This is a genomic window from Hyphomicrobium nitrativorans NL23, assembly GCF_000503895.1.
Lineage (GTDB): Bacteria > Pseudomonadota > Alphaproteobacteria > Rhizobiales > Hyphomicrobiaceae > Hyphomicrobium_C > Hyphomicrobium_C nitrativorans.
In genome coordinates this window covers 586,219-603,358 of sequence record NC_022997.1, presented here as the reverse complement: position 1 = coordinate 603,358, position 17,140 = coordinate 586,219, and the positions used below count along the sequence as shown (strand labels likewise).

Here is a 17,140-nt window from a genome sequence, read left to right as displayed (position 1 = left end):
AGCCGGATAGACCGATACCCTGGGGCAAATAGCCGATCCCGGCATGCGTGTCGCCCCAAGGCCGAACTCTGGTGCCAAGCCGAATTGTCGGTCTCGGATAAGCGACACTGACTAAATATATGATTTGAAGCGCGATTCGGCTCGATCGGATATCGTGGACCGAAACGCAGAGAACGCGTGGCAAGGAAGCGAGAATGACGGATCTGACATCCGGCAGAGCCCTCGAACTCGAGGTGATCTATTCGGCGGACAGCATTGCAGAGCGCCTTGAGGTGCTGGCCAAGGAAATCGCGGGCCTCAAACTCGAACGCCCCATGGTGGTGGCCGTTCTGAAAGGCAGCTTCGTTTTCGCCGCCGACCTGATCCGCGCGCTCCACCGTGCAGGCCTGGAGCCCGAGGTCGATTTCCTGACGCTTTCGAGCTACCGCAAAAGCCGCACCTCGTCCGGCAAAGTCGAAATCCTGCGCGACCTGGACCTCGGCGTGGAGGGGCGCAATGTCATTCTCGTGGACGATGTTCTCGATTCCGGCCGCACGCTGGTGTTCGCCAAGGATCTGATCTCCGCCCGCGGCGCCGAACGCATTCTCACCTGCGTCCTCATCGACAAGAAGGTGCCCCGCGCCGTCGACGTGAAAGCCGATTTCAGCGCCTTCGACGGCAACGAGGAATTCGTCGTAGGCTACGGCATGGACGTCGCTCACCGCTACCGGGAGCTTCCGTTCGTGGGGCGCATGGTGGCCAAGGAGCAGTAGAGCGAGCCGAGCGCAGGCGGGATGCGCTCCAACAGGGGGAACCACAATGGCGCGCATTCTGTTGGCCGACGACGACAAGGCCACCCGCGACCTCGTCAAGCGCGCCCTTGAGGCAGACGGCCATCACGTCGAACTCACCCAGGACGGAACCGAAGCGCTCGAACGCCTCACCGCCGCACCGGACACGCTCGACCTCCTCGTGTCCGACGTGCACATGCCGGGCCTTGACGGCATCGACCTCGCCAAACGCGCCATCGCGGCGGCCCCCGGAATTCGGCTGCTCCTCATGTCCGGTTTCGCCGAAGAGCTCGAACGCGCCCGCGCCCTTCCCTCGGACCGTCTTGCGGTCATCATCAAGCCGTTCACCCTGGAGCAGATCCGCCAGGCCGTCCGCGCGTTGCTCGGCTGACGCCACCCCGCTATTGTCATCCCGGCCAAGTGGAGCGTCATGCCGGAGGCATGCTTCCAGCATGACGGAACGCAGAGCCGGGACCCAGCGCAAAAGATCGTCGAAGACGCAATGTTGCACGGTAAGAGCGGCGTCCCGTTGCTCTCTAAAGCGCGTCCTTGCGCTGCTGGATCATCATATACGTATCCATCGTCTGCTCGGAGAGCTGGAACCACAGATATCCCTCGGCTCTCACGGCCGTCATGGCTTCGTAGATCGTCTTGAAGTTGGCGTTGTTCGCCGTCAGCTCCGCATAGGCGTCGTTGGAGGCCTTGAAGCAGGCATCGAGCACCTCCTCCGAAAACGGCCGCAGGATTGCGCCGGCCCGCGCAAGGCGGCGAATGGCACCCGGGTTCTGCATGTCGTAGCCCGCCATCATCGTCGTATCCGCGGTCTTCGCCGCCGCGCGGATGATGGCTTGATACGCCTTGGGCAGGCTGTTCCACTTTTCGAGGTTGATGAAGAAGTGCAGCATCGCCTGACCTTCCCACCAGCCGGGATAGTAATAGTACCGTGCCACGCGATGGAACCCGAGCTTCTCGTCGTCGTAAGGCCCCACCCATTCCGCCGCGTCGATCGTGCCCTTTTCGAGCGCTGGATAGATGTCGCCACCCGCGATCTGCTGCGGCACCGCGCCGAGCCGGGACAGGATAGCGCCGCCAAAACCGGCAATGCGGATCTTGAGCCCCTTCCAGTCCTCCGCCGCGTTGATCTCGCGCCGGAACCAGCCGCCCATCTGCGCGCCCGTATTGCCGCCGGGCAAGCCGTAGATGTTGTAGCCGGCGTAGAATTTGTTCACGAGGTCGATGCCGCCGCCGTCGTACATCCACGCATTCTGCATCCGGCAATTGAGGCCGAACGGAATGCACGTCGGGATCGCGAACGTGGGGTCCTTGCCCCAGTAGTAGTAGGAGGCGGTGTGCGCCATCTCGACGGTGCCGTCCGTCACGGAGTCGGCCGCCTGAAGGCCGCCGACGAGTTCCCCGCCCGCAAACACCTGGATCTGGAACCGCCCGTCCGTCATCTCACGCACGACCCGCGCGAACGTCTCGGCCGCGCCATAGATGGTGTCGAGCGATTTCGGAAAACTCGACGTCATGCGCCACGAAAGGTTCGGCATCGCCTCGTGCACGGCCGGCGCCGTGGGTTGGTCGCAGGCGGCCACCGCCGTCGCGGCGCCGCCCGCACCCGCGACTTTCAGAAACTTCCGGCGATCGAGCGTCGTCATCAGGGTCCCCCGGTTCGTATCGGCGCGGACTATAACCACGCCGCGCCCCGGATGACACCCGCCCCGCCGTCAAGTAGGCTCGCCGTCGGGACCCCGAGGGACCGATCTCGAAGGAGAGACGCATGCGACCGATGGCACGACGCGCCCTCTCCTCGGCCGGTGTTGCCGCCGGCCTCGGGCTCTTCATGGCGGCCCCCGCAGCAGCAGCCGAATGGTGGATGCTCCACCAGACCGAGACCGGCCGGGTCTGCGCCCCCTCCCTTGAGGTCGACGGCGTCGCGCTCACACCGCGCGCGATTTTGGCCGATCATCCGGAATGCAAACTGACGAACGAAACGCCCTCCCAGGATCTCGACACCGTCATGATCAATTGCGAAGGCCGCATCGGCCGCGTGTTCGTCTTCACCAGGAGCAAGGCCGCTTGCGAGCGCCTGATCGCGGAGTGACGCAGAAATCCATCTCGGGCGTGGTGCTGGCCGGCGGCATGAGCAGCCGTATGCGCGGACCTGAGAAAGCGCTGATGACGCTCGCCGGTGCGCCGCTCGTCGCCCACGCAGCCGCCCGGCTCCGCCCCCAGGTTGCATCTCTCATTGTGAACGCCAACGGCGACCCGGCACGCTTTGCCGCACTCGCCCTCACCGTCGTGCCCGACGAAACGGCGGACCGCCCCGGCCCGCTCGCCGGCGTGCTGGCAGCGCTCCATTGGTTTGCACGGCACGCACCGGACGTCGAGGCCATGGCGAGCGTGCCGGCCGATTCGCCGCTCGTCCCGACCGATCTCGTCGCCCGCCTGCGGGAGGGCCTGGCCGCTTCCCCCGGCGCGAAAGTCGCCGTCGCATCCTCGCGGGACCGGCGCCATCCTGTGATCGCCCTCTGGAAGCTCGACGCGGCAGCCGACATCGAAGCCGCCCTCGCACGCGGCGAACGTAAGGCACATGCGATGATCGACCGTCTCGGCGCCGTCTCGGTGCCGTTCGCCGACATCGAAATCAACGGCCGAAGCATCGACCCGTTCTTCAACGTCAACACGCCGGAAGACCTCGCCTCCGCCGAAGACATCTTCGCGGGATTCCCTCCCCCCTTGTGGGGAGGGCCAGGGAGGGGGGAAGTTGCAGAACATCTGCCATCGGGCTTCCCCCCACCCCTAGCCCCTCCCCACAAGGCCGAGGGGAGTACGCCCTTCGTCGTCGGCATCGCGGGCTGGAAGAATTCCGGCAAGACAACGCTCGTCGCGCGGCTCGTCGCCGAACTCGTGGCCCAAGGCTACCGCGTCTCGACCGTCAAAAGCAGCCACCACGACATCGCCGCGGAAACCGAAGGCAGCGACAGCGACCGCCACAAGAAAGCAGGCGCGCATCAGGTCGCCCTCGTCTCTCCCGCCGGTTGGACAGTGATCGGCGGCCAAGGGAAGCTCGCACTCGATCCCAATTCAGCGCCGTCCCTAACGGAGATCGCAGCGCGCCTCGCGCCGGTGGACATCGTGCTCGTCGAAGGCATGAAGCGAGCGCCGATCCCGAAAATCGAGGTGCGAAGAAAAGCTCAAGGTTCCGGAGCGCCTCTGGCGCCGTCCGATCCACACGTCTTCGCCATCGCGGCCGACCATGCCGTTGAGGACGCGAGCGTTCCCGCGTTTTCTCTGGACGACATCGCACGGATCGCGCAAGCCGTGCTCGCAACAGCGCGCATCGCCACGCCCGAGACGTCGCAGTCATGACGCGCCGCCGCACGCTCCCGGCGCTATTCTGCTTGGCCATCGCGGCCCTCCTGCCTGCGGGAGGCACACACGCAAACGATCCCGCGCTCAAGCCCGGCCTCGATCCCGGCGGCACAGCCGTCGCCATCCTGGCCGACGGCTTCGACTACACGAACGCGCAACTCGCGAAGGCCTTGGCGCGCGATGGCGAGGGCGAAGCCATTGCCTGGGACGCCGTGGACCAGGACCATCGCCCCTATGCCACAGACGGGCTCGGCACGCCTGCTGCCATCGCCGCAACGGCGCAAGGCGGCGTTCGCATCGTGCAAGTCCGCGTCGATGCGAAAGACACCGCATCGCTCGCACGCGGCATCGCCTTCGCAGTGCAGACGCCCGCGCGGATCGTTCTCGCGCTCCTGCCTGAAAGCGAGGCGGCAAGCGGGAGCGTCCTGGCTGCCGCCGCCGAGAAGTTCGAGACCACGCTCTTCGTCGGATCGGCCCCAGAACTCACGGTCGACGACAATGCGCGGAGCGACGGCATCGCAAATCTGCTCCTGGTCGAAGCAGGCGAGGACGGGCTCGCAGCCGCTGAGGCCCTGGCGGAAATGTTGGGATGCGATAAGCGCAGCGAAGGAAAAAGCGGCGCCGAATTGAAACGCCTGTTCCTAGACAGAGGCAAAGAAACGCCTGCGCCGGAGTGCAAGCCAAAGAGCACTGGACAGGCCGAGAAACCCTAACGCAGCGGCCGCCGCGCCAAGCCGGTCGAGAGAGGGTTGCTCGTACGCGATCTCGTCGATGTCTTCTTCTGGGACACGCAACAGACGCGCGCGCCGCTTGAAGCGCTCGCTATCGGCCTCCTCGAACGAAACGGCAGGGCGTCCCTCGTCCAACGATGCCGCGAGCGGAGCCGCTCCAACACGGGCCGTGCTTGCGAGCAAAATGCCCGCAAGCACGGCGATCCCCCAGCGATCCGGTCCAAATCCGCGATGTGCCATTCCGGTCGAGCGCCTCTCCGTCGAGGCGCTTGCCGTTTCTACCAGAACAGCACCAGCGCCTTTTCGAGCGTCTGCCACACGCCCCAAGCAAGCGGCACGCCAACCAGCGTCCAGAAGGCCGCGGCCTTTGCGTCGAGGCCGCCTTTGCCGATGCCGTAAGAGCCACCGTTGTCGCCCGCAGCGGACTTGAGCTTCGCCTGCTCCGCTGCGACCTCGGCCTCGCTCATGTGCCATTTCGGATCGACGGGCCGGATCAACATGTTTGCGATGAAGCCCACCACGAGCATGCCCGCCAGGATGTAGAAGATCTGGCCATAGAGCTGATCCGGCGGAATGCCCTCGGCATAGCGCGTATCGTGAAGGTAATTCACGATCACCGGCCCGACGATCCCAGCCGTCGACCACGCGGTAAGCAGCCGCCCATGAATAGCGCCCACGAACTGCGTTCCGAAGATGTCGGCAAGATAGGCAGGCACCGTCGAGAAGCCGCCTCCGTACATCGAGGCGATGATACAGAAGCACAACACGAACAGCGCCATCACCTTCCAGTCGGCTGCGAAGGCTGCGAGCACATAGAGCGCGGCACCCAGCGTGAAGAAGATGAAGTACGTGCTCTTGCGGCCGAGATAGTCCGAAGACGACGCCCAGACGAAACGGCCGAAGATGTTGAACAGCGAGATGAGACCGACGAATCCGGCACCGACCGCTGCCGCCGTCGCCGCAATCGCCGCGTTGTCCTTCATTTCCGCGTAGCCGAGCTCCGGCGCGCCGGCGAGCGCGCCGCCGAACGTCTCCTGCAGCATGGGCGAGGCGGCACCGATGATGCCGATACCCGCCGACACGTTGAGGCACAGGGCCGTCCAGATCAGCCAGAACGCCGCCGTCTTGTGCGCATCTTTGAGATGCACGTGATTGTTGGTGATCATCGACTTGGCGTTGACGGGCGGCGCCCAGCCCTCCGGCTTCCAGCCGGGCGGCGGCAGACGATAGCCGAACGAGCCGATGATCATGAACACGGTGTAGATCACCGCCATCGCCACGAACGTCTGCCACACGCCGGGATCGGTCGCGGTCTTGAAGACGTTGTCCATCAGGAAGGTCGCGAGCGGCGAACCGATCATCGCGCCGCCGCCGAAGCCCATGATCGCCATGCCGGTCGCCATGCCGCGCCGGTCGGGGAACCACTTGATCAGCGTCGAGACCGGCGAAATGTAGCCGAGGCCGAGACCGATACCCCCGATCACGCCCGAGCCGAGCCACATCAGCCAGAGTTGATGCGTGTAGACGCCGAAGGCCGCGATCAGGAGACCGCCGCACCAGCAGAGCGTGGACACGAGGCCTGCCTTGCGCGGACCGGCCCGTTCGAGCCACCCGCCCCAGATCGCCGCCGAAACGCCGAGAAGAACGAAGAAGAAGGTGTACATCCAGCCGAGGTCGAACTGGCTCCAGTTGCAATCCGTCGCGGTGAGAGCCCGCAGCGTGCCGACTGCCTTCTCGCCGAACGTCACGGCGCCCGCCGAGCACTCTGGGATCACGTTTCCGTTGGCATCGAGAAGCGCACCCTGTAGCGGCTTCCAGAAAACGGAAAAGCCGTAGGCCATGCCGATGCAGAGATGGATGCAGAGCGCCGCGGGCGGCACCATCCAGCGATTGAACCCGGGCTTGGCGACGATCGCCTCGCGGTCGAGCAGCCCGGGCGCGGAATGGGACCCGTTCGCAGCATCACTCGTGCTTGCCATGTATGTTTCCTTCCCCCGAAGATCTTAACATCGCCCATTGTTTTGTCGGCGTTTTCGATTAGCAGTATCGCCTGCCGTACGCTCGGACAAGTGCTCGCAGCAGTCTTGAAGTACGCCGCAAGCACGCTACTCTATGTGACAGGGGATCGATGGCGGAGCCGGCAGGAGGCACCGCCCGGTCCCGCCAAAATCTGGGAGCTGACGATTGCTGCACTTGCAAACAGGCTCCACCCGGAACGGAAGATGACCTTCACACCGTCGACATTACCCGCCCCAAACGCGGCCACAGCGGCTCCGGCGCTCGTCGACCCGTTTGGTCGGCATGTCAGCTATCTGCGCGTCTCCGTGACGGATCGCTGCGATTTCCGCTGCGTATATTGCATGAGCGAAAACATGTCCTTCCTTCCACGGAAGGAACTGTTGACGCTGGAGGAGCTCGACCGGCTGTGCTCTGCTTTCGTCACCAAGGGCGTCAGGAAACTCCGCATCACAGGCGGCGAACCGCTGGTCCGCAAGAACATCATGTCTCTGTTCAAGGGCCTGTCGCGCCATCTGGAGACCGGCCGCCTCGACGAGCTGACGCTGACCACCAACGGCAGTCAGCTGTCCCGCTACGCGGACGAGTTGAAGGCCTGCGGCGTTCGGCGCATCAACGTTTCCATCGACACGCTGGACCCGGTGAAGTTCAAAGCCATCACCCGCTGGGGCGATCTCGCGAACGTGCTCGCGGGCCTCGAAGCGGCTAAGCGCGCGGGCATCAGCGTCAAGATCAACGCCGTGGCGCTGAAGGGCGTGAACGAGCACGAGATCGACGACCTGATCCGCTTCGCGCACGGCGAGGGCCATGACCTGACGTTGATCGAGACCATGCCGCTCGGCGACATCGAGGGCGACCGCACCGATCAGTATCTCCCGCTTTCCATCGTGCGGGCGCGGCTTCTCGACAATTGGACGTTGGAAGACCTGCCGCTCAACACCGGCGGCCCGGCGCGTTACGTCCGCATCAAAGAGACGGGCGGCAGGCTTGGCTTCATCACGCCGATGACGCACAACTTCTGCGAAAGCTGCAACCGTGTGCGCATCACCTGCACCGGCACGCTCTACATGTGCCTCGGCCAGGAAGATGCGGCGGATCTGCGCGCGCCCCTCCGCGATAATCCGGACAACGGCGCGCTGTTCGAAGCCATCGACGCTGCGATCGCACGCAAGCCCAAAGGGCACGATTTCGTCATCGACCGCCGCCAGAAGCGCCCGACCTTGACACGCCACATGAGCGTGACGGGCGGCTAGACCATGATCGTTTCAGGCCCTATCAGCCTGAAACGTGAATCATCGGTCTAACGAAAGAGACCATGATCGTTTCAGGCCCTACCAGCCTGAAGCGTGATAGTCGGTCTAACGAAAGAGATAGAGCGCGATCCCGATATAATCGGAAACGACCGCTTTGCCGCGGCGCGCGGCGCTACTGGCGCGCGGTATAGATGCTTTCGCCGCCCGGCGGCACGGCGAGATAGCGCCCCGCCACGCTGATGATCGAACCCACCACCATGATCGTGACAAGCCAGCCGAAGGCATTCATGAAGCGCGCGTGCCAGCGCCCGCGCCGCGCTGCCCGCACCCACGGCGGAGGCGACACCACGCCGCTCTGAACCGTCTCGACCCGCGACGGCGACGAGACGAGCGGCTGCACATCTTCCACGACGGCAACGCGCCGCACGGCGACCTGAGGCAGCGCGTCCTCGATGGGCGGAGCCGTCGGCTCTTCGACAAACCGAAGCTGCGTTTTAAGCGAGGCGATTTCGCGGCCCCGCGTCGCATCCCGCCGGGACGGACGCGTGCGCAAATCGTGTTCGGAAAAATCGGACTGGGATTCGAGGCCGGCCTCGGACAAGGCATCCTTAAGGGATCGCGGAGCCGCTCTGGGCCCACGGCGTTTGCCGGGTTCCCGCATCCCATCTGTCCATCGGTCGGTCACGGCCACCGGGGCCTCACTCATGCACACGTTCCGCCCTGCAGTGAGTATGCTAAGAACACGAGACGCTCGGGTCAATCACAGGGGACGTCGCAAAAGGGCGCGCCGGGGTATGGATCTCCCGGTTCGGCACCTTCCCTGCGACGAAGATCATCGCATGCTTTTGTTAATTCTGGGCTTACTCGTCTTCTTTGCCATTCATCTCGTGCCCGCCTCGCCAAGCCTGCGGCATGGCCTGATCGAGAGATTTGGCGAGGGACCATACAAAATCGCCTTCTCGGTGCTCTCGGCGCTCGGCCTCGCGCTCATCGTCTATGGCTACCACAAACTGCAGATCAATCCGGGGAAGAACCCCGTGTTGTGGGATCCGCCATCTTGGACGCGCCACATCGCGTTCCTGCTGATGGTACCGGCCTTCATCCTGCTGGCCGCATTCTTGATCCCATCTCGCATCCGCACAAAAGCCAAGCATCCGATGCTCGGCGCAATCAAGTTCTGGGCTCTCGCCCACCTTCTGACAAACGGAGACCTCGGCGCGCTCGTTCTGTTCGGAAGCTTCCTGGCGTATGCGGTCTACGACCGGATCTCGGTCAAGCGCCGCGCCGCGCCGAGCCCGCTTCCAGGCAGCGCAACCGGCCCGCTCAACGACGTGCTTGTCGTGGTGGTCGGTCTCGCGCTCTACGGGCTGATGCTCTACTGGGGCCACGGCGCACTGATCGGCGTGCCGCTCGTCAGCGCCTAATGACGAAACCAAAAAACGCGCCGCACATGAAAGTGCGGCGCGTTTTTTTGGGTATCTCGCTACCGGATCGTCGCGATGAAGTCCGTGTACTTGCCGGTTTCGTTGCTCATCCGCAGGTCCGAGATCACCACCGACGATCCGGGCTTCATGACATCCGCAATCGCTTCACGTGCATATTCCGGGATGTCGATGCGTTCGAGCGCAGCCGCCGCCGTCTGCGCGGAATGCCCAGCGCGTGGCCTCTCGTCAGGCTTCGCCTGCTTGCCCTTCTTGCCCTGCGTTTTCGCGGAAGCCAAGCGCTGCGGCTCGAACGGCACCGACACGACGCTCCAACTCATGCCGCCGATTTCGGGCGCATAATCGAGCGCTGTGAAAACGTGCGTGCCGACCGGCGCCTCCGGATCGCGGAAGCTCACCTCAACATCGAAGATGTCGTCGTAGCCCTGCCGCACGTAAAGCCGTTGCCGGGCGCGGCTGATGAAAACCGACACCGGCAAATCGCGCTTCGCCTCCCGCGCTTTTGCAGCATCTTCGGCTTTCGTCGCTCTATCCAGTGCAGCCTTCGCCTCTGCCGCTTCGGCCTTCGCCACATCGAGCTTGCTGTCCGCTTCCCGCGCCGCCGCTTCGGCCGTAGCAAGCGCTTTGCTCGCGCTCTCGGCCGCAGTCCGGAGCGCCGCCATTTCGGGCTCGGCATCGACGATCTCGCCGCGCAGTTCGTCGATGCGGGCCGCGCGCTCTTCCGCGCTCAGAGACTTCTGCCTCGCCTTCCTTGCCTTGCGCTTGCTCTTGGCCACAGGCTCGGGATTTTCGAGGAGCGCGATCTCGCGCTCTGCCCGCGCCACGCCTTTTTCGATCTCGGCAAGCTCGTCCTCGATCCGCTGGGCTTCCGCGCGCGCCGCTTTGAAAGGCGCACGCTTGGCCTCGACCTCGCGTTCCACCTGGGTCAACGTTCCCCGCTTGCCCGCCCAGGCATAGCCCGCCGTTCGGATCGCGCGCGCCCGCTCGGTCTCTTCCGCTGCCCTCTGCGCGAGAAAGCGCTGGCGAGGCGTGGAACCGGCGGACTCATCCCCAGAAACCTCAGAAGCGTGCGCCGCCGAAACGCCCAGCACCTCGGCAACCGCGTCGCTCGCGGCACCTGCGGCATGAGAGGCATCCGCGACCTGCGTCGGCTCGGCGTCGAGATCGCTGTTCGCGACCACGTCCGTATTCGGATACGCGCCGAACAGACGCTCGTGCGCGATCATTTTCGGCGCCACCGGATCGCGGGTCACGATCACGCGCGTACCCATCTTGGTCATGCCGAAAAACTGCCGCGAAAACCCATGCGACAAGCGAATGCATCCGCTCGAAGCCGGATAGCCTGGCAGCGCCCCGGCGTGAAGCGCAATGCCCGACCACGTCAGCCGCTGCATGTTCGGCATCGCCACGTTGTAGATGTTCGAGATATGGTGCCGCCGCTTCTGCACCACCGAAAACACGCCCGTCGGCGTCGAGCGGCCACGTCGTCCAGACGAAATCGGCGCGTTCGCAATCGCCTGGGTTGCATCGTAAACGGTGAGCCGTTGGCGATTGAGAGAAACGGTCACCACGAGCGGGCCCGACGGCGCCTTCTGCGCAACCTCGGCCGCCTTGGCGCCCCGCCTTGCGGAGGCCTCCCCCGCTTTCGCTTACCCTGGGAGGAAGCGTCGCCTTTGCGCGCGCTTTGCGCCTCGGCCGCGTCTGGAACAGCAAGCGTTGCGCCCGAGAAGGCGAGCGCGAGTCCGAGCGCCACCATGCCTCCCAATGGAAGGCTCCGCGGCAAAAAACGGGCGACAGGAAAAATCCGAGCGAGATGCGACACGATACGACCGTCCCAGAGAAGAACAAAATATATAGCAATATCAATGCTATGATTCGAACGACTTCCCCGACTTGATCCGCCCTCAAAGCGTATCAGAGCAGGATTGCATGAGGCAATTCGAGCGACGCCCGAGGGGCAATCTCCTCGTCACCTGTGGCTGGATTCCAACGCCGTGGCGCCGTTGACGCTGCCCGAACGGCGGGGTAGCGCCTGACCGGAGGCGAGTTTAGGGTTCTCGAATAAACATGGCCCTAAGGAGCCGAAGACCCGACGATGTCTGTTCACTCCGTCAACCGCCGTCTGATGGCCCCCGATATCTCCGCGCTAAAGGGCGATCGGCCGATCGTGGCCCTCACGTCCTATCACGCCCACACGGCAGCGATCGCCGACAAGTACTGCGACATGCTCCTGGTCGGAGACAGCTTGGGCATGGTGATGCACGGCTACGAAACTACGTTGCCGGTCACCATGGACATGATGGTCGTGCACGGCCGTGCCGTCGTACGGGGCGCGAAGCGCGCGCTGGTGGTCGTGGACATGCCCTTCGGCACCTACGAGGAGAGCCCGTCGGTTGCATTCCGCAACTGCGCCCACGTCATGAAGCAGACCGACTGCGGCGCGGTGAAGCTCGAAGGCGGCCGGCGCATGGCCGAAACCATCCGCTATCTCGTGGATCGCGGCATCCCCGTGATGGCCCACGTGGGCCTCACGCCGCAGTCCATCAACGTGCTGGGCGGCTTCAAGACCCAGGGCCGCACCCGCGCGGAATGGGCCGCCATCGAGGAGGACGCGCGGGTCGTGACCGAGGCCGGGGCCTTTTCCGTCCTGCTCGAAGCCATAGCTGCACCCCTCGCCGCACGGATCACCGCCTCGATCCCGGTCCCGACCATCGGGATCGGCGCCTCATCCGCCTGCGACGGGCAGATCCTCGTCATGGAGGACATGCTGGGCCTCTCGCCCAGAGTCCCAAAATTCGTGAAGAAGTTCGGCGCCGTCGCGACCGCAATCGAGGACGCGATCAAGTCCTACGCGGAAGATGTCGGCTCACGGCGTTTCCCGGAGGAGCAGCATGCCTACGGCATGAAGGAGCCGGAGGGCGCGCCCTCGGCGGCTCCACCGGCCCAAGGCCCAGCCACGAAAAAGCCGAAAAAGCTGAGCACTTAACTCGTCTTGTTGTGGGGGGCGGGCAAACGGCACGGTCGGCATTTGCTCTCGACCGCCTTGCCGGGCTATCAAGCAGGCGCGACGTGGGGGTCGGGCGTCGGGAAAGCCCCTTGATCTACCCACGATCGCCGTCGGACTCTCGTGTGATCGGCGCATGAACTAAAGCGCTCCAACTCCGGAGCGCCACCAACTGGGATAACAAGCTCAATGGTCGATAAGAACGACGCAGCGTTCCGCGAGCTGGAAGACGAAATGCGCCGGGAGCGGTTCGCCGCACTCTGGCACCAGTACGGCATCTACGCGATTTTGCTCGCCGCCGCGGTCGTCGTCGGCGTCGCCGGCTCCCAGCTTTGGCAGACCTGGTCCCAGTCACGCGCCGAAACGACCGGCACCGAATACGAAACCGCCGTCGCACTTGCCCACGCAGGCAAGACGGAGGAAGCCATCGCGGCGTTCGGAGCCATTTCGACGAACGGCCCGAAAGGCTTTGCCACGCTCGCGAGCATCTCCGAAGCCAGCGCCTACCTGAAGCAGAACAGGCGGGCGGAAGCCTTCGCGATCTTCGACCGGCTGGCGGAAGATCGTTCCACAGATCCGTTGCTCTCGAATCTTGCGCGCCTCCAGGCCGCATCTCTCAGGCTGGGGGACGCGGACTTTACGGAGATGGAGAATCGGCTCAAGCCCTTACTCGGAGACGGCAATGCTTGGCGCTTCCGGGCCAGTGAGCTGCTTGCAACCGCTGCGCTCACTTCCGGCAAGCTCGACGAAGCCCGCGCGCTGCTGACACCGCTGATCGCCGATCCGAACCTCTCGCGGGGCGCTTCCGAACGGATCGATCGGCTGATGTCCGGAATCGCGGCAGCCGAATTGGGCGGCACGCGGTCAGTTCAGGCCACACCTGGCCCGGCGGCGAAAACTGCGGAAACGCCGGCAGAGAACGACAAGAACGCTGAGACACCCGCATCGGCGCCTTAGTAACAGCCGATCCCGGAGGCTCCCTATGGCGCTAAACCGCAAACGTGCTTCCGGCGAGGGCGAACTCCGTTCCCCGCAAACGCGCACGCATGGTGGCAACGCAGCGTTCGCAACGCTGCTTGCGGGCGCCGTGCTGACCGCGACGCTGACGGCCGGCGGCTGCGCCGACAGCCTGCCGAGTCTCCCCAAAGTGGGCGACCTCAATCCCTTCAAAGAAACGACGCCGCCGCTTCCCGGCAAACGCATCCCCGTGCTTCCCGCGCAGGATCGCAAAGTCGGCGAACTGGCCGAGGCGAACGCGCCCATCGTGTTGCCCCCGCCGCGCCTCAACGAGGCATGGGCGCAACCCGGCGGTGAAGCGAACAACGCGCCCGGCCATCTCGCTCTGTCGCGCAGCACGCTGCAACAGGCCTGGACGGCAAGCATCGGCCGCGGCACCAGCAAGGTCGGCCGCGTCTCTGCTCCACCTATTGTCTACGACAACCGCGTCTTCACGCTCGATTCCGACGGCGTGCTCGCAGCCTTCTCGACCTCCGGCGGCTCGGCCATCTGGAAAGACAACCTGAAGCCGACGACGGACAAAACCGGCCCCGGCTTCTCTGCAATCACCCAGAACATTCTGTACCTGACAGCCGAAGACGGCGGCGGCTACGGCGGCGGCGTTGCGGCCGACGGCGGACGCATCTATTCCGCCAGCGGCTGGGGCGCCGTCTTGGCGTTCGATCCCGCGACAGGCAAACGCCTGTGGGAGCGCCCGCTCGGCGTCCCGATCCGCTCCGCGCCGACCGTCTCGCAGGATCGTATCTACGTCGTCACCATCGAGGGCCGTCTCTACTGCCTCTCGGCCGCCGACGGCACCGAGCTTTGGGTGATGCGCGGCCTGCCGCAGCAGGCAAGTCTCGGCCTCAACGCCAGCCCGGCCGTGGCAGGCGACATCGTCGTCGTGCCGTATGCATCCGGCGACGTGGTGGCCGTACGCGCATCCGACGGCAGCGGCCTCTGGTCGGAAAGCCTCTCGCGCAGCCGCACCACCTCTCAGCTCGAATCCATGAGCGACGCGGCCCGCCCCGTGCTCGACAACGGCACAGTCTTCGCCGTGAGCCACGGCGGCCGCATGGTCGCGACTTCGGCAGAATCGGGCGAGCGCCTGTGGTCGGCGAACATCGCGAGCACGCAGCCGCCGTGGGTCGCGGGCGAAAGCGTCTTCGTAGTCGACACCTCCGGCCAGCTCATGGCGCTGAACCGCACGGACGGCAAGGTTAAGTGGACGACCAAGCTGCCGGATTCGAAGACGTGGGCCGGTCCGACGCTTGCGAACGGCACCCTGTGGCTCGCCTCCAAGGAAGGCCAGCTCGCCGGTGTCGACGCCACCACGGGCCGCGTCACGGGGCAGATGAGCATCGGTAGCGCCGTCTACATTTCGCCGGTCGTCGCCCAGGGCCGCATGTACGTGCTGACGGACACGGCCCAGCTCGTCGCCCTCAACTGATCCCGGCGCGCGCACATATACCCCTCTTTGCGCTCAAATCGGCCGCCGTTAACGCTGGCCAATTTGAGCGCCTTTTGCATTTCGCGCCGTTTCAGGCCATAAGCGGCGGCTCCAAGCGAGCAGAGAAATGACCCCCAAAATCGCCATCGTCGGCCGGCCAAACGTCGGCAAATCGACCCTCTTCAATCGCCTCACCGGCACGCGCGCCGCGCTCGTCTCGGACCTGCCGGGGCTGACGCGTGACCGCAAGGAGGGCGAAGCCGACCTTGGCGGGCACATGCTCAACATCGTCGACACCGCGGGTCTCGAAGAAGCCACAGAAGGCTCGATCCCGGATCGGATGCGCCGGCAGACCGAAGCGGCGATCGAAACCGCCGACCTCGTGCTCTTCGTCATCGACGCGCGCGACGGCGTCACCGCGACCGACGAAACCTTCGCACGCACGGTGCGCGCATCTGGCCGCCCCGTCGTGCTCGTCGCCAACAAATGCGAGGGACGCAGGGCCGACGAAGGCTTTTACGAAGCGTTCCGTCTCGGCCTCGGCGAGCCTGTCGCCATCTCCGCCGAGCACGGCCTCGGCCTGATCGACCTCGAACGCGACGCGCTCGCGGCCCTCGGCCTGGAGCCGAAGCCGCACCATCGCGACGATAAGGACGGAGACGGCGCCGAAAAAGAACGGCCGCTTCGCGTCGCCATCGTCGGCCGGCCGAACGCAGGCAAATCCACGCTCGTCAACGCCCTCGTCGGCGAGGACCGCATGATCACCGGGCCCGAACCCGGACTGACGCGCGACACCGTATCGAGCGACATCACCTGGAGCGGCCGCGCCATCCGCCTGTTCGACACGGCCGGATTGAGGCGCAAAGCCAAGGTCACCGATCTGGCTGAGAAGCTCTCGACCAGCGACACGGTGCGCGCGATCCGCTTTGCAGAAGTTGTCGTGCTCCTCATCGACGCCGAGCGCGGCATCGAGCACCAGGATCTCACCATCGCCGACCTTGCGACCGAAGAAGGCCGCGCCTTCGTCATCGCGGTCAACAAATGGGACGTCGTCGAAGACAAGCAGCAGATTCTGAAGGGGCTCACGTCCAAGGTTGCCGATGGCCTTTCCCAAGTGCCCGGCGTCGCGGTCGTGCCGATCTCCGCCATGAGCGAAAAGGGGCTCGATAAGCTGCTCAAGGCCATCGTCCGCGCCGCCGAAATCTGGAACCGGCGCGTTCCGACCCACGAACTGAACCGCTGGCTCGGCGAAGCGCTGGCCCGCCACGCCCCGCCCGCTCCTTCCGGCCGCCGCCTCAAGATCCGCTACGTCACGCAGCCCTCGACGCGCCCGCCGACCTTCGTCGCGTTCTGCTCAAGGCCCGAGGCCGTGCCGAAGACCTATTTGAAATATCTCACGAATAGCCTCCGGACGGCGTTCGGCCTTCCCGGTGTCCCCATCCGGTTCAACCTGCGCAAGGGCGACAACCCGTTCGCATCGAAGGGTCGCCGCTAGTCGCCGTGCGCGAGCAGGACTTTTGCCAATCAACCCGGACTGGCGTCGAAGCCTCTAAGCGGCTAGTTTCCGCGCGGATCCAGCCGGGCGAGCCGTGCAAAAGTAAAAAAGGAAAAGCGTATGTCCAAGGTGTTCCAACCCCGCGCTGTGAAGACCGCCCTCCTCGGCGTCATCTGCGCACTTCCGCTCGCCGCTGCGGCGGTGACTTTGATGCCGAGCGATGCCGCCGCGTACAGCAAGCGCGTCGAGAACGCCTGCAAGGGCGATTACAATCGCCATTGCCCGCACTACAAAGCGCGGACGCCCCAGATGCGCAGCTGCATGCAGCTCGCCGGCCGTCGCGGAAACCTGAGCCCGCGCTGCATCGATGCGCTGACGGACGCCGGCATGGTGCCGAAGAAGTATCGCAAGAAGCGCTAGAAGTTGGACGCGAAGACGATAACGCGCAGCCGATCGTCATCGCAGCGTGGGCGCCGACGGCATCGATATAGAATGTAACGAAAACCTGCTGAGAATCGCAGCGGGCGGGAGCAACAACAGCGAACCCGAAGATGCTGCTCAGCTCACCGCCCGCACGGGCGTCACCCAAGATGGCGCCGCACCGGACG

The 17,140-nt window shown here is 65.0% G+C and carries 15 protein-coding genes and 2 pseudogenes; 13 read left to right on the top strand and 4 right to left on the bottom strand.

Going from position 1 to position 17,140, the window contains the following annotated elements; all coding sequences use genetic code 11:
* The first annotated feature begins 194 nt into the window (after positions 1-194).
* A complete protein-coding gene (gene hpt, locus W911_RS02780; protein ID WP_023785989.1) occupies positions 195-752 on the top strand; it encodes a hypoxanthine phosphoribosyltransferase in 558 nt (185 codons plus the stop codon).
* A gap of 46 nt (positions 753-798) precedes the next feature.
* The gene (locus W911_RS02775) at positions 799-1,161 is read left to right on the top strand and encodes a response regulator (protein ID WP_023785988.1); all 363 of its coding nucleotides are present in this window, start codon (positions 799-801) and stop codon (positions 1,159-1,161) included.
* Positions 1,162-1,306: 145 nt separating this feature from the next.
* Here the strand turns inward: W911_RS02775 and W911_RS02770 are convergent, their stop codons facing one another.
* Positions 1,307-2,428, bottom strand: coding sequence for a TRAP transporter substrate-binding protein (locus W911_RS02770; RefSeq protein ID WP_023785987.1), 1,122 nt, complete (start codon positions 2,426-2,428; stop codon positions 1,307-1,309).
* A 131-nt stretch (positions 2,429-2,559) separates the two neighbouring features.
* Here W911_RS02770 and W911_RS18630 point away from each other — a divergent pair, with 131 nt between their 5' ends.
* From W911_RS18630 to W911_RS02750, 4 genes and pseudogenes are all read left to right on the top strand, one after another.
* Positions 2,560-2,874 (top strand): hypothetical protein, encoded by a 315-nt coding sequence (locus W911_RS18630; RefSeq protein WP_023785986.1) that lies wholly within the window; start codon positions 2,560-2,562, stop codon positions 2,872-2,874.
* Positions 2,871-3,461, top strand: a pseudogene (mobA, locus tag W911_RS17655) (molybdenum cofactor guanylyltransferase MobA); the annotation flags it as partial. The gene W911_RS18630 and the pseudogene mobA, both read left to right, overlap by 4 nt.
* 159 nt (positions 3,462-3,620) lie before the next feature.
* A complete protein-coding gene (gene mobB, locus W911_RS02755) occupies positions 3,621-4,142 on the top strand; it encodes a molybdopterin-guanine dinucleotide biosynthesis protein B (RefSeq protein ID WP_041317157.1) in 522 nt (173 codons plus the stop codon).
* Positions 4,139-4,858, top strand: a complete 720-nt coding sequence (locus W911_RS02750; protein WP_023785985.1) for a S8/S53 family peptidase — start codon at positions 4,139-4,141, stop codon at positions 4,856-4,858. Before mobB ends, W911_RS02750 begins: the two co-directional genes overlap by 4 nt.
* Positions 4,859-5,154: 296 nt before the next feature.
* On the opposite strand, the gene W911_RS02745 is transcribed toward W911_RS02750, so the two are convergent.
* Positions 5,155-6,855, bottom strand: a complete 1,701-nt coding sequence (locus tag W911_RS02745; protein ID WP_023785984.1) for an OFA family MFS transporter — start codon at positions 6,853-6,855, stop codon at positions 5,155-5,157.
* Between the two features lie 243 nt (positions 6,856-7,098).
* On the opposite strand from W911_RS02745, the gene moaA reads away from it, so the two are divergent.
* Positions 7,099-8,145, top strand: coding sequence for a GTP 3',8-cyclase MoaA (moaA, locus tag W911_RS02740; RefSeq protein WP_023785983.1), 1,047 nt, complete (start codon positions 7,099-7,101; stop codon positions 8,143-8,145).
* A 172-nt stretch (positions 8,146-8,317) separates the two neighbouring features.
* Here the strand turns inward: moaA and W911_RS02735 are convergent, their stop codons facing one another.
* On the bottom strand, positions 8,318-8,851 hold the full coding sequence (locus tag W911_RS02735) for a hypothetical protein (protein ID WP_210163473.1): 534 nt from the start codon (positions 8,849-8,851) through the stop codon (positions 8,318-8,320).
* Positions 8,852-8,984: 133 nt separating this feature from the next.
* Here W911_RS02735 and W911_RS02730 point away from each other — a divergent pair, with 133 nt between their 5' ends.
* On the top strand, positions 8,985-9,569 hold the full coding sequence (locus W911_RS02730; RefSeq protein WP_041317154.1) for an NnrU family protein: 585 nt from the start codon (positions 8,985-8,987) through the stop codon (positions 9,567-9,569).
* 59 nt (positions 9,570-9,628) lie between these two features.
* Here W911_RS02730 and W911_RS02725 read toward each other — a convergent pair.
* Positions 9,629-11,170 (bottom strand): annotated as a pseudogene (locus W911_RS02725) (L,D-transpeptidase family protein); the annotation flags it as partial.
* Between the two features lie 512 nt (positions 11,171-11,682).
* On the opposite strand from W911_RS02725, the gene panB reads away from it, so the two are divergent.
* From panB to W911_RS02700, 5 genes are all read left to right on the top strand, one after another.
* Positions 11,683-12,573 (top strand): 3-methyl-2-oxobutanoate hydroxymethyltransferase, encoded by an 891-nt coding sequence (gene panB, locus W911_RS02720; protein ID WP_023785979.1) that lies wholly within the window; start codon positions 11,683-11,685, stop codon positions 12,571-12,573.
* A 207-nt stretch (positions 12,574-12,780) separates the two neighbouring features.
* Entirely contained in the window at positions 12,781-13,548 is a 768-nt protein-coding gene (locus W911_RS02715; protein ID WP_023785978.1) for a tetratricopeptide repeat protein, read from the top strand.
* Between the two features lie 25 nt (positions 13,549-13,573).
* Entirely contained in the window at positions 13,574-15,037 is a 1,464-nt protein-coding gene (locus W911_RS02710) for an outer membrane protein assembly factor BamB family protein (protein ID WP_023785977.1), read from the top strand.
* A 127-nt stretch (positions 15,038-15,164) separates the two neighbouring features.
* The gene (gene der / locus W911_RS02705) at positions 15,165-16,532 is read left to right on the top strand and encodes a ribosome biogenesis GTPase Der (RefSeq protein WP_023785976.1); all 1,368 of its coding nucleotides are present in this window, start codon (positions 15,165-15,167) and stop codon (positions 16,530-16,532) included.
* Between the two features lie 120 nt (positions 16,533-16,652).
* Positions 16,653-16,952: a hypothetical protein gene (locus tag W911_RS02700; RefSeq protein ID WP_023785975.1), complete on the top strand. Its 300-nt coding sequence runs from the start codon at positions 16,653-16,655 to the stop codon at positions 16,950-16,952.
* Positions 16,953-17,140 lie beyond the last annotated feature (188 nt).